The 13,905-nt window shown below is 48.6% G+C and carries 9 protein-coding genes, 2 tRNA genes and 1 other RNA gene; 8 read left to right on the top strand and 4 right to left on the bottom strand.

Annotated features, from left to right (window positions below; translation table 11 throughout):
- Window positions 1–101 precede the first annotated feature (101 nt).
- From FD30_RS03655 to ssrA, 3 genes are all read right to left on the bottom strand, one after another.
- Entirely contained in the window at window positions 102–482 is a 381-nt protein-coding gene (locus FD30_RS03655; protein WP_056943914.1) for a DUF805 domain-containing protein, read from the bottom strand.
- A gap of 1,835 nt (window positions 483–2,317) precedes the next feature.
- Window positions 2,318–2,704, bottom strand: a complete 387-nt coding sequence (locus FD30_RS03660) for a DUF1093 domain-containing protein (RefSeq protein WP_056943915.1) — start codon at window positions 2,702–2,704, stop codon at window positions 2,318–2,320.
- 244 nt (window positions 2,705–2,948) lie between these two features.
- Window positions 2,949–3,320: a transfer-messenger RNA gene (gene ssrA / locus FD30_RS11410) on the bottom strand.
- Window positions 3,321–3,583: 263 nt separating this feature from the next.
- Here ssrA and FD30_RS03665 point away from each other — a divergent pair.
- The 6 genes from FD30_RS03665 (at window position 3,584) to FD30_RS03690 (ending at window position 12,375) form a co-directional block, all read left to right on the top strand.
- Window positions 3,584–4,318, top strand: a complete 735-nt coding sequence (locus FD30_RS03665) for a response regulator transcription factor (protein WP_056943916.1) — start codon at window positions 3,584–3,586, stop codon at window positions 4,316–4,318.
- The gene (locus tag FD30_RS03670) at window positions 4,315–5,781 is read left to right on the top strand and encodes a sensor histidine kinase (RefSeq protein WP_056943917.1); all 1,467 of its coding nucleotides are present in this window, start codon (window positions 4,315–4,317) and stop codon (window positions 5,779–5,781) included. The genes FD30_RS03665 and FD30_RS03670 overlap by 4 nt, the downstream gene beginning before the upstream one ends.
- A 43-nt stretch (window positions 5,782–5,824) precedes the next feature.
- Window positions 5,825–6,973 carry a class I SAM-dependent methyltransferase gene (locus FD30_RS03675; RefSeq protein WP_056943918.1) on the top strand — a complete coding sequence of 383 codons (1,149 nt, stop codon included), beginning with the start codon at window positions 5,825–5,827 and terminating at the stop codon, window positions 6,971–6,973.
- Between the two features lie 192 nt (window positions 6,974–7,165).
- Complete coding sequence (locus FD30_RS03680) at window positions 7,166–8,035, top strand: GRP family sugar transporter (protein ID WP_056943919.1); 870 nt, start codon at window positions 7,166–7,168, stop codon at window positions 8,033–8,035.
- A 133-nt stretch (window positions 8,036–8,168) separates the two neighbouring features.
- Window positions 8,169–9,515, top strand: a complete 1,347-nt coding sequence (locus tag FD30_RS03685) for a glucose-6-phosphate isomerase (RefSeq protein WP_056943920.1) — start codon at window positions 8,169–8,171, stop codon at window positions 9,513–9,515.
- A 535-nt stretch (window positions 9,516–10,050) separates the two neighbouring features.
- Window positions 10,051–12,375 carry a mucin-binding protein gene (locus tag FD30_RS03690; protein ID WP_056943921.1) on the top strand — a complete coding sequence of 775 codons (2,325 nt, stop codon included), beginning with the start codon at window positions 10,051–10,053 and terminating at the stop codon, window positions 12,373–12,375.
- A 146-nt stretch (window positions 12,376–12,521) separates the two neighbouring features.
- Here FD30_RS03690 and FD30_RS03695 read toward each other — a convergent pair.
- Window positions 12,522–12,594: transfer RNA gene (locus FD30_RS03695), tRNA-Glu, on the bottom strand.
- A gap of 170 nt (window positions 12,595–12,764) precedes the next feature.
- Between FD30_RS03695 and FD30_RS03700 the strand changes: the two genes are divergently transcribed.
- Window positions 12,765–12,836, top strand: a tRNA-Gln gene (locus FD30_RS03700).
- 624 nt (window positions 12,837–13,460) lie between these two features.
- A complete protein-coding gene (locus FD30_RS03705; RefSeq protein ID WP_056943922.1) occupies window positions 13,461–13,901 on the top strand; it encodes a hypothetical protein in 441 nt (146 codons plus the stop codon).
- Window positions 13,902–13,905: the final 4 nt, after the last annotated feature.

The following is a 13,905-nucleotide window of genomic DNA, read 5'->3' on the forward strand; positions in this document are numbered from 1 at the left end:
GTACATAAAAATGGTGTTGATGGATTTCATCCATCAACACCAAATATCATAGAACCTAAAAAGAAGTAATGACCTTACCTGCGGATAATTATAAAAACTCTTTATCCCATCTTTTGGTACTTTTGCCAACGATTAGGTTTTGAAGGCAGTACAGTAAGAATGAAGAACCAAATAGTTCCAATAGGAGGTACTAAATCAAGTAACACCCACCAAGCTGAACGATCCGTATCGTGCAAACGACGGAACTTCAAAGACAGGGTTCCAATCCACACAACTAATGCGATGATCTTACTGATCATACTGATATTTAGATCCTTCCAGTCGTAAATATCATCTATTGGGTGACCGACTAAGTGTTGAATTATACCAATGATAATACCACCTAAAAGGTAGTTGATGATTATTGGCCACCAATAGGCTGGACGAGATGCCGTTCCATTAAAATTTAAAATATTATGCCAGAACTCTTTATAGTAACTCATGTTTATCACCTCCTTATAACTAGGATAGCACTGAACATAGTTAGTGTGTTGTCTTATTTAAAAATAAACGAATAAAGACCGTTAGACGTTATTATCGCATTAATGGTAGTACGCAACGAACGTTTACTGACCTAAGTAAAAGCCATCCCGTCTTACCCAATGGTTATTATACTATGAGAAAGTGGAGTGGTTTTTTGTGATAGACCGACCGCCCAGCAACAGCCCTATCAAATTATCTTTAATCAATGGCCAACAGAGTAGTTATAACATGGCTGGTTATTAGGCGGTAGGCAAAGTGAGGTGTTCGAAGAGGACCTGGCTAAACCTGACCTCAAAAACCTGTGCTGAATTTAGAGTGGAATTAATTGTTGTCTACCTGACAAAACTTGACATCATTACAAAACAAACACTATGGTGCGGTAGCATGATATGCAGCAAAATCCTAACATGTAATGGCCCCATACTCTGATATTTCTGACACCCTAAGAGGAAAAATGTGGAGATTGTGGAGGCCCTAAAAAAGGGCGGCAACTGATTAATTGGACAAATTGAGCACCATAAATAGGCAGTGGCATTACGAAACAACACTTTGGTGCAGGGGCTTGATATGCGACCAAAAGCCTAACAAAACCTAACATTAATGGGTGCACCCTTTTTGGCTTGGGGTGCACCCATATTCTGACATTTCTGACATCCTAAAGGGAAAATATTGTGACGGGGTGGTCCGTTCATTTCAAAACAAACACGGATAATTTCAAAATAACACGGATAATCTGGAAACAACCAACACAAGATTGGGAACAACTCAACACAAATTATAAGCAGGAACACTGTAATGACAGTATTTGTCGTGATTAGAGAGGCGAAAGGAACGTTACTATTTGAAACGGAGCGCTCCGTTTGGGAAAGGGAGCGTTACCCTTGAGCCATTAACAAAAGTTAACGTTTCTGACTAAGTGCCCCCTCAAAAAGGTTGCACTAAGAGGTTGCGACATAATGCGACACTGTCGCAACACAATGCAACACCGATACGTATGCACTCAATAGAGTGGTGCTATGCCGTTAATAGGCTGTTGATCTGCTAATTTACATTACAAAAATGCTAGCTTTTACTAGCCCGTTAATACTAGGTTTTGCTAGTGTTTTTGTAACACAAAGCCTAGGCCAAATAAAGTCCATATTGATCCAGTTAAGTGGGCTTGATGTTGGAATTTGTTGGCAGTTTGAATGAGTGACTGGTTGAAGATGGTTCGCTTGGCTAAGAGGGGGAGGGGCGCTTAAAATGTTTGAGGTCAATTAGATTGACTAGGAATCGACCAAGCGAAAAATTGCGCTCAGTATCGGTAAGCAAGTCTTTCCGAGCGACCTGCTTTGCTATCGTTTTGAACGATAACGGATGGGTTACAGCAATCTGTTTAGAAATAGTCGTGAACAAATCCTCTCAAACGATGTGTTTCATCCCCATTTAGAGTACTTGAGGCCGTTCAAGACAACGGGGTAGGTGAGGCATGTTCACTTGGCTAAGTGCATCCGATGCACTTAGAAAATTCGTGGTCGTTTAGAACGGCCAGGATTCACTTAGCGGAAAATTCCGCTCAGTACCAGTAAACAAGTCTTTCTAAACGACCTGTTAGGGTATAGAGACATAGTAGTGATGGCGTTTTATCTCTTTTTTTGAGATAAACGTTAGTCCGTAGATTGTATAAGTAAATACATAGATGTATTAAAAAATCCCCCAATTACTCATGGTAATCAGAGGGAAGGAAAATTAGTTTTCTTTAGCAAACATTATATTTTAGACTTTGATAATAGATTATGAGGTTCTATCTATGCAGTTATTGATGAGTACTATTTAGTTTTGTCTTAATCGAAGATGGAATGTTACTCTCGTGAACATAGTGAGGGCCGTTTATTATCCTTTTTTTAGATATATTAGCCTTGACAACTGACTTTGGCGTTAAAGGTTTGGGATTTTCCCCCTCTAGGTCATACGGTAGAACGATGGTTTTACCATTTGGGTAAATAAATTTTAATTTATAACTATAAGAGTGATAGCCAGCTACGACTTTCCCACTGTCATCAACCGTTTTCTTGCGGCTAGGAACTTTACTGGGCACTACGGCAAATGCTGTGTGCCCTACATAAGTATCGTTATAATAAGACCAGCCAAAATAAATACCCACAATCATTATACCAATAATTAGCCACAAACCCTTTTTCATGTTACACCATCCTTAATTTGAAGATTCTATTTTTTAGAGAAAATAAAACTGCTAGTCAAGACTAACAGTTCCATCCCTACCACCGCTATTTATTTTTGAACCCAAAGTGAATGCCATTTTAGAAATTGAATGCCAAATTGAATGCCATTGAATGACGTTCTATGGGCTTCTATGAAAAACTAAAAAAATAAAAACGTTGATTTATTAGGCTTATGGGCGCCTATGAAGCCCTATGAAAAACCATATATGGAGCTGGCGGGGATCGAACCCGCGTCCTAGCATATCGCCACCCCAGCCTCTACACTCATAGGCAGACTACTTAAATTTTCACCCAACAACCTGCCGCCTGTCAGGGCCAACATGCTGAGCTAACCTGATTCATCTCTTTTGAACAGCTTCAGGTGGGAGCCAGTCAACGTAACCCGTTAAATTTAGGACCCAGATCTAACCCGCGGGTAAGGCTAGGAGGATCTACGTTAAGCGCCTATTAAGCAGCTAAAGCGTAAGAATTGTTATTATTTTTTGCAGTTATAATTAAACTGGACCTTTTAACGTAGATGCCGCTACGGAGTGCAACCAAGGCTCGACCTATACCAGTCGAATCCAGAACAGCCCCAAAACGATACTAATCTAGTCTACCATATCTCAGCCACCCTGCAAAATATTTCGCATTTTCCGGCCTAAATAAAAGAAATTCCACCCCAAGCAGTATAGTATAATAGGTAACTACGGAGCCCATAGCAATAATGCAGCAAAAGTTACAGAAACTTCATGGTTCTATCACGGAGCTTTCTGATTCACCTGTTAACTTCAGGACAATATGACTCACGAACTTTTGGCTGGCTCCGAATACCGGTGAGGTCACTTTGGAGGTCACACATGAAGTTATTAATGATTGAGGATAACCACTCAGTATCGCAAATGATGTCGATGTTTTTTAAGAAGGAACAGTGGGACGTCTCGTTCGCCTACGATGGCAACGAGGCCGTTGAGATGTTCGCCGCGGCGCCGAACGACTGGGACATGGTCACCCTGGACCTGAACCTGCCTGGCTTAGACGGGATGCAGGTCAGTGCCGAGATTCGAAAGCTCTCACCGACCGTGCCCATCATCATGTTGACGGCGCGCGATTCGGAAAGCGACCAGGTCTTGGGACTAGAGATGGGGGCTGACGACTATGTTACCAAACCATTCAGTCCAATCACGCTGATTGCACGCATCAAGGCCTTACACCGGCGGGCGGAATTGGCTCCCGTGTCGAAGGTCCAAGATCCCCAACCCCTGGACGACACGGAATCCTTTGACGTGGTCACGGAGCACTTCAAGTTAAACACCAAGACGCGTGAAGCGTACTTAAACGATCATCAGATCGAGGACCTGACACCTAAGGAATTCGACCTGTTGAAGACGTTGGCCCAGAAGCCCCGCCAGGTGTTCTCCCGGGAACAGCTCCTCCAGTTAGTCTGGGATTACGAGTACTACGGCGATGAGCGGACGGTCGACGCCCACATCAAGAAGTTGCGGCAGAAGATCGAGAAAGTGGGGCCACAGATTATCCAAACCGTTTGGGGCGTGGGTTATAAATTCGATGATAGTGGAGCCGATTCCAAATGAAGTTAATGTATCAACAGATGTTGGGCTTTTTTGCCGCTATTACCATCATCCTGGTGTTGTTAGGCGTGTCCTACACCCAGATGACCCGGCACATGGTCTACAGCAACACCTGGAACACCCTGGAGAAGTACTCCAACAGTCTGATTGAACAGTCCTTGCGAATCAGCGCGGAGAATCCCAAACAAGTCAATTTTGATACCACGGCGCTAGAAAATAGCGAGCAGTTGCTACAAAATCAGGCCGTCAGCGTCACCATTTATAGTGCCAAGAACCAGATTGTCTTTCCGGACAACATCTATCAGCAGTCCATTAACCAGAAGGACTGGAACAAGATGAAGAATAACCGGATCATCCACAAGGTGGTCGACCGCCGAATGCGGAATAAGAACGGGCGGGTGACGCCGGCCGTGACCGAAGTTATGAAACCTTACTTCTATAACCATAAGCTGGTAGCGGTAGTGGTCATGGGGGCCTTTGTCTCGGATATCAATACCAACATCAACCAGATTAACCGGAACCTGATTCGGGCGTTGTTCGTCTCAATCCTGGTGGCCATCGTGGCTAGCTACATTCTGGCCCGGTATTACACCTCGCGGATCAACCGGCTGCGAAAAGCCACGAACCAGGTCGCCCAGGGAGATTACGACGTCCAGATGGCTAGTCGCAACCGGGATGAGATTGATGACCTGATCAACGATTTCAACGGGATGACCCATTCACTGAAGGATTCCCAAGAGGAGATTCAGCGTCAGGAACAGCGCCGACGGGAGTTCATGGCCAACGCGTCCCACGAGATGCGTACGCCGTTGACCACCATCAACGGGCTACTAGAGGGCCTGGCTTACGACGCGATTCCGGAAGAAAGTAAGGAAGAAAGTATCGATCTGATGCGCAGCGAGACCAGCCGGCTGATTCGTCTGGTCAATGAGAACCTGGACTACGAGAAGATTCGCTCGAACCAGATTACGTTGAACCTACACGAGTTTAACGCCGTCGACGCCCTGCACAACATTGTGGAGCAGCTGAAACAAAAGGCCGATGACAGTCAGGACACGCTGGAACTACAAGCACCGGAAGAAATTGCCGTGTACGCCGACTATGACCGCTTTGTCCAGATCATGTTCAACATCACCCAGAACGCCATTCAGTTCACCCAGCAAGGGCACATCACAATTACCGCCCAGCGCGGGTATGAGGAGGCCATCATCAAGGTCGCCGATACCGGGATGGGGATGAGTGACGAGCAGCTCCAGAACATCTGGGAACGCTACTACAAGGCCGATCCGTCACGAAAGAACACCAAGTACGGTGAGTCCGGTCTGGGCTTATCAATCGTCCACCAGCTGGTTCAGCTGCACCACGGAAAGATCAGCGTGGACAGCAAGCAGGGCGTGGGAACCACGTTTACCGTGATTTTCCCCGACCAACACCAGACAAATGTCGACCGTGCCAAGACGGACTAGCAGGAACATGGTACAATAGGGAGCACAATTAAGGAGGACTCACTTGAAACGTATACAAATTACCGGGAAATCTGTCCGGAAGTTCGAAGACGGGTATCCCGTCGTTAACATCACTGATTTAGAGAATCGCCAGGACTTTGAGGATGGCGCGTGGGTGCAATTAGAGAACCACGGCCATTTCGTGGCGACCGCTTATTTTGCCAAACAACACCGGGGGGCCGGCTACGTGCTGAGCCTACGGGAAAATGAACCTATCGACGAACGGTTCTTCGCCAGCAAGTTCCGTGCGGCCCAAGCCAAGCGTGCCGCCATTAACGTCGGGGAAGCCTACCGCTTCTTTAACGACGTGGGGGATGGCCTAGGTGGCCTGATCATCGACGTCTATCAAGGCGTCTACGTCTTCCGTTGGCAAAACGCGGCGTTGAAGCGTCAAGCACGGTTGATCTACGCAGGCTTCCAGCGGGTCATGGGGCAGGACCTGACCGTCTTAGCCGCAACGCCTGGTCAAGAGGCCTTGCAAGTGGTCACGGGGAAGCTGCCTCAGGACCCCGTCACCATTACCGAAGCGGGGGTGGCCTATCCGGTCGACCTGACCGTTAGTCGCCAACAGTTGGCCTTAGAGTTCCGGGACGAACGGGCTTGGGCTCGCGAGAATAGCGCTCAGCAGCGCATCTTGAACCTGTACAGTGCGGAGACGGGGGTCGTGACCGCAGCCATGGCTGGTGATGCCACGGAAGCCGTCACGGTCGACCCGACCAACCGGGCCACCACGGCCTTACAGGCGCAATTGGCGGCCAATAACCTGGACCAAGCGGCGGTCGAGATGCGGACTATGGACGTGACCAACTACTTGGATTACGCCATTAAGCACGGGTTGACCTTCGACACGGTCTTTGTGAATCCGCCAGCGTTCATCCGCGGGAAGAAGCACCGTTTCGACCTAGACCAAGATCTGGGGACCTTATTGACCCAAGTCCTTCAGGTGACGCATACGGGCTCACAGGTACTGGTCACCACGACGGCACCGGGCTACTCATTAAAGAAACTCCGGACGACTGTTAGTGAAGTTGCCCAAAATTATACCGGTCATGTAAATGTTTCCATGGACTTTCACTCCCCAGCCGACTTTATGACCAATTCGGCTGACCGGCAGAGTGAAGCACTCAAGGGATTACATTTAGTTATCGGGTAATTGCTTGTGAATGAAAGCGTGTGAAAATTAACTAATGAACAGTGAACAAGTGGCTAGACCATTGATAGTTCACTGTTTTTTTTATCAGAAATAGTTTACTTTTAGAACCAGAACCCTTAAACTAATTCTTGTAAACAAAAAGCGCTTACAAAAACAAACGGCATAATTGAAATGAGAGTAGAGGGATTTACAATGGGAATTTTACTAGCTTTGATTCCAGCACTTTGCTGGGGAAGCATCGGGTTGATCAGTGGCCGCTTGGGCGGAACGTCGTATCAACAAACGTTAGGAATGACGGCCGGAGCCGTTTTATTCGGGATTTTTTCGCTGGTATATTTCCACGTTCAACTATCGGGTATCGCGATGCTGGTTGGGATTGCGTCTGGTCTATGCTGGGCCGTGGGACAATTTGAACAGTTCCAATCCATGAAGTTCATCGGCATTTCCCGGACGGTCCCAATTTCGACCGGGTTACAGTTGGCCGGGACCGCGTTAGCCGGGGTCTTGCTCTTCCACGAATGGAAGACCAGTACCATGGTGATGACGGGGACCATCGCAGTTATCATCTTGATTGCTGGGGCCGCTCTGACGTCTTTGCGCGATAAGAGTGCGGGCGTCAATAGTGAGCACATTGAAGCAGGTCGCGGGGCTACGGCCATCGCCATCTCGACGGTGGGCTACATCCTGTACACGGTGATTGTGAACATGTCGGGGTTGGACTCCAAATTGATCCTGTTCCCCCAATCTATTGGGATGATTCTGGGAGCGTTGATCTTCATCCTGTTGTCGAAGGAAAACCGGAAGAAGGTCTGGCACGTGGCCACAGCCAAGAACGTGCTGACCGGTCTGGTCTGGGGCATTGGGAACTTCTTCATGTTCATGGCGATTCCGTCCGTGGGGTTGGCGATCAGCTACTCACTGGCTCAATGTGGGATCGTGATTTCCACCTTCGGGAGCATCTGGCTCTTGGGTGAAAAGAAGACAAATCGCGAAATGGTCTACACGGTAATTGGCTCACTTTTAGTCATTGCAGGTGGGGTCACTTTAGGATTGATGAAATAGGATAAACGGGCTGATGACGGGCGTTGTCGGCCTTTTTATTATCATAATTTTTATGGACTAGACCATTTACATTTAAGAGAATTGCGTTATAATGGACTAGTCGAATAATATTAAAAAGTGAGGTTTTCTAACTATGGCACATATCGCCTTTGATCGTTCAAAGTTAGGTCCATTTGTTCATGATAATGAACTGGGAGAAATGCAGGCTATGGTGACTGCTGCGGATACTGAATTGCGGCAAGGCACCGGGGCCGGTAGTGATTTCCGGGACTGGTTAACGTTGCCCCATGACTATGACAAGGCTGAATTTGCCCGGATCAAGGCTGCAGCCAAGAAGATTCGGGAAGATTCCGAGGTCTTAGTGGTCATCGGTATCGGTGGCTCTTACTTAGGCGCCAAGATGGCGGTGGACTTCTTACACAGCACCTTCTTCAACAGTCTGCCGGCTGACCAACGGAAGGGTCCCCAGATCCTGTTCGCTGGAAACTCCATTAGTGCCGACTACGTCCACGACCTCTTGAACTTCGTGGGTGACCGGGACTTCTCCATCAACATCATCTCGAAGTCCGGGACGACGACGGAACCTTCCATTGCCTTCCGGGTCTTCAAGGAGAAGCTGATCAAGAAGTATGGTGAAGCCGAAGCCAACAAGCGGATCTACGCGACTACGGATGCCAAGCGCGGTGCGTTGAAGACCGAAGCCGACGCTGCCGGCTACGAGACCTTCGTGATTCCCGATGGCGTAGGTGGCCGTTACTCCGTTCTGTGCCCAGTGGGTCTGTTGCCAATCGCCGCTTCTGGTGCTGACATTGACCAGTTGATGCAGGGGGCTGCTGATGCGGCTGATGAATACACCAACCCAGATTTAACGAAGAACGAAGCTTACCAATACGCCGCTTTACGGAACATCTTGTACCGTAAGGGCTACGGTGTCGAATTGTTAGAAAACTACGAGCCACGGTTAGCCGCCTTCGCTGAATGGTGGAAGCAATTGACCGGTGAGTCCGAAGGGAAAGACGGTAAGGGAATCTACCCATCATCCGCTAACTTCAGTACGGACTTGCACTCCTTTGGTCAATACATCCAAGAAGGGCAACGGAAGCTGATGGAAACGGTCGTAATGGTTGATAAGCCAGAACATGACGTGGACATCCCTAAGGAAGCCGATAACTTAGACGGGTTAGGCTACTTGGAAGGCCGGACCATGGGCTTTGCCAACACCAAGGCCTTTGAAGGGGTCATCTTAGCCCACACGGACGGCGGTGTGCCGAACATGAGCGTGCACATTCCTGATCAAAGCGAATACACGTTAGGCTACTTGATTTACTTCTTCGAAGTGGCCATCGCCATTTCTGGTTACCTGAACGGTATCAACCCGTTCAACCAACCTGGGGTTGAAGCTTACAAGACTAACATGTTTGCGCTGTTAGGTAAGCCTGGTTTTGAAGACCTGGGTAAGCAATTGAACGAACGGCTATAAGCTAAAAGCATGATCAGAGGGTTCGGAGCGTGAGTTCCGAACCCTTTTTTTCGCTTAAATTCGCTAATACTGATTTTGCACAGATTGTCCAAAGTGTTCTGGACCAATTCAGTTTTTGCCATCTTTAAAGATGGAAACCGGTGACGTTGGTTGGGACGGACAACGGACTAACGCCTTGATAAGTAAGGCGTTTGACGTAACTGGGAGCAGTTAATGGAAAAACTAATCGAAAGATGATTTTGCGATTAAAAAAGCTGGCTTTTTAGGTTATATAGTGTATAATTTCAGATGAACAAGGATTCAACTACTAAATGTTGAATCGAGCTTGTTTTTATAATCAAAGATGTAAGGGCTTACTTAGCGGCGGTGATTGCGGTACAGGTGAATGAGGAGGACGCGACCATGACGATGACTAAACGCACAACACATAAGTGGTGGCTTTATTCGGGGGCAGCTTTAGCACTTTTGAGCTGGTCGCTGGGGGGAGACTTCGGCCCAGGCTGACACACAGGAACCGACAGCTACGGCTGAATCGGTGACAACAACGGGTAATTCGTTACAGGAATCCACGGCAACGCTCAGCCAACCGACTACGACGACGGATGACACGGTAGCGGGGACGGATCAGACGCCGACTAACGGTGCTAACCAAGCTTCAGAGCCAACGGACGCTACCTCGCCGGTTACGGATTCAGACACGGATTTAGAAACGGAAACGCCACCGGTGACGGACCAGTCGACGACGCAAGAAACGGCTGAAACGGTTCCGCCAGTCGAGACGGATACCAACCAGGAAACGGATGACCTCGAGGCAGAGGAAACTGAATCAACGCTGGAAACGGAGTCGACCACGTCACCGGTCACCACCGATGACCAATTAACGGAGACTGAAACGGATGCAGGCCATCAGGCGGCGCCAGCGACGGTATCAGCGACCACGCCACAAAAGCGGAGCGCATCACCGGAAATTGATCCTGACGCAGATTTGAGTGACCAGTTTAAGGATGCCAATTTGCTGGCGGCGGTTCGCAAGAGTTTGAATTTGACGGCTGATCAGGTCCTGACGTTAAAGGATATTCAGAATTTTTGGGGAGTGGCCCAAGTCAAAGCAAACGGCTTTGGCAAAGTGACGGATTTGAGTGGGTTAGAACTACTGGGAAATTTAACGGAAAAAGCGAAGGTCTCAGTGGAGATGACGTTGGGGAACTCGCTGGCGGAGATTCCTAATTTAGATTTAACCCCGCTCTTGGCACTGAAAAATTTAACCCAATTATCGATTAAGACCAATTACTGGGGCGCCATGACGGATGACCAGCTCCACGTCCTGGCACAGGTGGATGCACACTATATACAAAACTTGGACTTCTCTTCGGAAGATAACGCACAAAAGAACCTAACTGGGATGACCAGTCATCAGTTAGGCATCTTGGCACCGATGATTGCTACGGTCGTAGATAATGATTACCCGTACCCGCATGCGATTACGCTAGATGGCAACTCAATCGATGACTGGAGTTCGTTAGGAATCATCAAGCACGTTTCACGTTACGGCGCCATGATTACGGGGTGGTTGCAGTACGTTCAAGTCGATAACCCCGTGGCGGTGGGGCCGGACGGAACGGTCCAGACTAACCATCCCACGATTGATATGTGGGGACGGCCCATCCTTGATAAGATTGCTTACCGTGATGCGGACGGGAAGGTTCAGTTTGCCCAGGACCAAAAGTTAGTGAATCCGGATTTGACGGGTGACCAAGTAGTTTACGGTCAGCTGGGGTGGCAGTCTAAGTACGTTTACCGGTTTGACGGGACGGTGGACCCGAACGGTGTTGATTTAGGCGGTGATTTGACCTTTATCGCTGGAACCACAATGTATCAAAAAATTGGGGCGACCCAGGGACAGACCATCACCGTTCATTATCAAGATGATACGACTGGCGACCTGCTGGCGAGCACCGAGCTGAATGGGGACCTCGGAACCACTAGCGACTACCAGACGGGGACCACGATTCAGTCGTATCTGGATCAGGGCTATGAACTGGTCAGCGACGAGTATCCGACCACGGGAGCGGTCTTTGGGGATGCGGCGCAAAGCTTTACCGTGCACCTCAAGCACGCCATTACGGCGCTGGATAACCGGAAAACGGTGACGCAGTGGATCCATTACCAATACGCGGATGGCACGGAAGCGGCCCCAACTTATACGGCTTGGGTCACCTTTATTCGGCAAGGCCAACGCGATGCGGTGACGGGGGAGACCCAGTGGCAAGACTGGCACCCGATTAGTACCACCACGACGTTGCCCGACCGGACCTCACCCGTAATTGATGGGTACACGGCCGACCAGCTGACGGTCACCGGCTTAACAGCAACGCCGAGTGGGGAAGACCAGACCACGTGGGTCACCTACGCGGCCACGCCGGTCGATCCGGAGCCAGAACCGGAACCAGAACCAGAACCGGAACCAGAACCGGAACCGGAGCCAGAACCAGAACCAGAACCAGAACCAGAACCAGCTCCTGAGCCGACACCAGAGCCAACACCAGGGCCGGATGTTTCGGGGAGTGGTGACCTGGAATCTGGCATGACGACTGTTGTAAAACCTGCTCAGCCAGGCGTAGCTGAGCCAATCGTTACGCAGGGCGGCGCTGCGGCACAGGGAGTTGCGACGGGGAAGACGCCACTGGGCCAATCAGTGGCACAACCCCAATCGCAGTCGGCGACCTTGAAGACTAACGCGGATGAGACGACGTTGCCGCAAACCAACGAACAGACCAATCACGGTTGGTTGCTTGGCGGCTTAGGCTTACTCCTGGCGAGTTTAGGTGGCTTCCAATGGCGTAAACGTGATCGGCAGTAATTTAGAGAGAATTTGTCACTTGAACCCAACCAGATAGAATAGCGTAAATAGCTCGTAACCGTTGGGGTTGCGGGCTTTTTACGCGTTAATTGGACAGAAAAAAACCACCACGTTTTTAAACGTGGTGGTTAGCCGTTAATCGCTGATAGCCCATACGGGGCTCGAACCCGTAGCTCCGCCTTGAGAGGGCGACGTCTTAAACCAGTTTGACCAATGGGCAATAATGGTAACTAGCAATATCTAATTTACCCTTTTACCCAATAATTGTCAACAGCTCTTTAGCAAATAATTTTGATAAGTTTTTACAGGAAATTTTTGCTAGAAAACCGGTTGACACCAAAACGCAAACAGGGTAATATGAAATAGTTGCTTACGAGCGATAGAGTTATTGGGCATTCGCCAAATGGTAAGGCACCGGACTCTGAATCCGTAATTTACTGGTTCGATCCCAGTATGCCCAATCATGGTAAAGCGGGAGTCGCCACTCAGATGCGTTAGTATCTGGGTGGCGGCTTTTTTTGTTGAGTTGGACCAGGCTGGTTAGGGGAAGGCCGGAAGCTAAAAATGAAAAAAGTTGCGGATTACCGCAACCCCTTGAGCCTCACGGGAACTCGCTGATTTTAAGAAGCGATTCTCGCCACTGATAGTTTATAAATTAGAGAATCCACTAATTTTTAGGATGACAGGAGTGACTGAAAAGCAAGTCTTTTCAGTCACTTTTTTAGTTTGCGCGTTTTTCTGAGAAAGTTAAGGGTTACTTGACAAGTTAACATGGTCGTCGACGTTCAAGGGTAACCTGAGGGAAAAGATTGGTAATCAGGACTTTAAAATCACGGTAAATTACGGGAAGAAGGGTGACAAACTAGGTGATTCGTTACATAAATCGTTGAAATGGTAGTCCTATTGATTGCATTTTTTATTAACACTATACTAAAAATAGCCAAGATGGATCAGGCGCCGGCGCTTAGACTAGGGTGCCAGAATACGATTAAGTTTCCAGTTTAGTGGGGCCTTGAATGAAACCGGATTCTTAAAGGCAACTGGGAGGTGGCGCCAGCCCATACAAGGTTGAGGAGGTGGTTAACGTGCATGATCCTTATCAAGTGGCGTATGCGCAGACGGTGGCGACGATTGCGACCCGTATTCAGGATCTGCAAAAGACCCTGTTGGAGCTGCAGAAAACCTGCGATTTACCGGAGAAGTGGTGGTCTAGAGTTCATAAGCGCCAGGTCATTTCAGGGGATAGAACGGCGAAAAATGAGCTGTACGTCGAGTCGCAGTGGCGGCTCAATTATTTGATTGATTTAACCCTGTACTTAGAACGGGACCAAGTGAACGCGCTCCCCGAAGAGCTTGACGCGTTTTTTCGTAAGCGGGACCTGTATTGGTGGCAAAGTGCCCTCAGCCTGATGGGGAGCTTGCCCTACCTTGAACGGGAATTAGTGGCGCCAGCTTACTACGAGCTAGCCGAACAAGCCGAGTCAACCCCTGCACGTCACCGGTACCCAGCGACACCAAATACATAACAAA

Source organism: Levilactobacillus namurensis DSM 19117, from assembly GCF_001434785.1.
GTDB lineage: Bacteria > Bacillota > Bacilli > Lactobacillales > Lactobacillaceae > Levilactobacillus > Levilactobacillus namurensis.

Coding starts and splice junctions, on each gene's coding strand:
- FD30_RS03655 (WP_056943914.1), bottom strand. CDS start 482: ATGAGTTACTATAAAGAGTTCTGGCATAATATTTTAAATTTTAATGGA.
- FD30_RS03660 (WP_056943915.1), bottom strand. CDS start 2,704: ATGAAAAAGGGTTTGTGGCTAATTATTGGTATAATGATTGTGGGTATT.
- FD30_RS03665 (WP_056943916.1), top strand. CDS start 3,584: ATGAAGTTATTAATGATTGAGGATAACCACTCAGTATCGCAAATGATG.
- FD30_RS03670 (WP_056943917.1), top strand. CDS start 4,315: ATGAAGTTAATGTATCAACAGATGTTGGGCTTTTTTGCCGCTATTACC.
- FD30_RS03680 (WP_056943919.1), top strand. CDS start 7,166: ATGGGAATTTTACTAGCTTTGATTCCAGCACTTTGCTGGGGAAGCATC.
- FD30_RS03685 (WP_056943920.1), top strand. CDS start 8,169: ATGGCACATATCGCCTTTGATCGTTCAAAGTTAGGTCCATTTGTTCAT.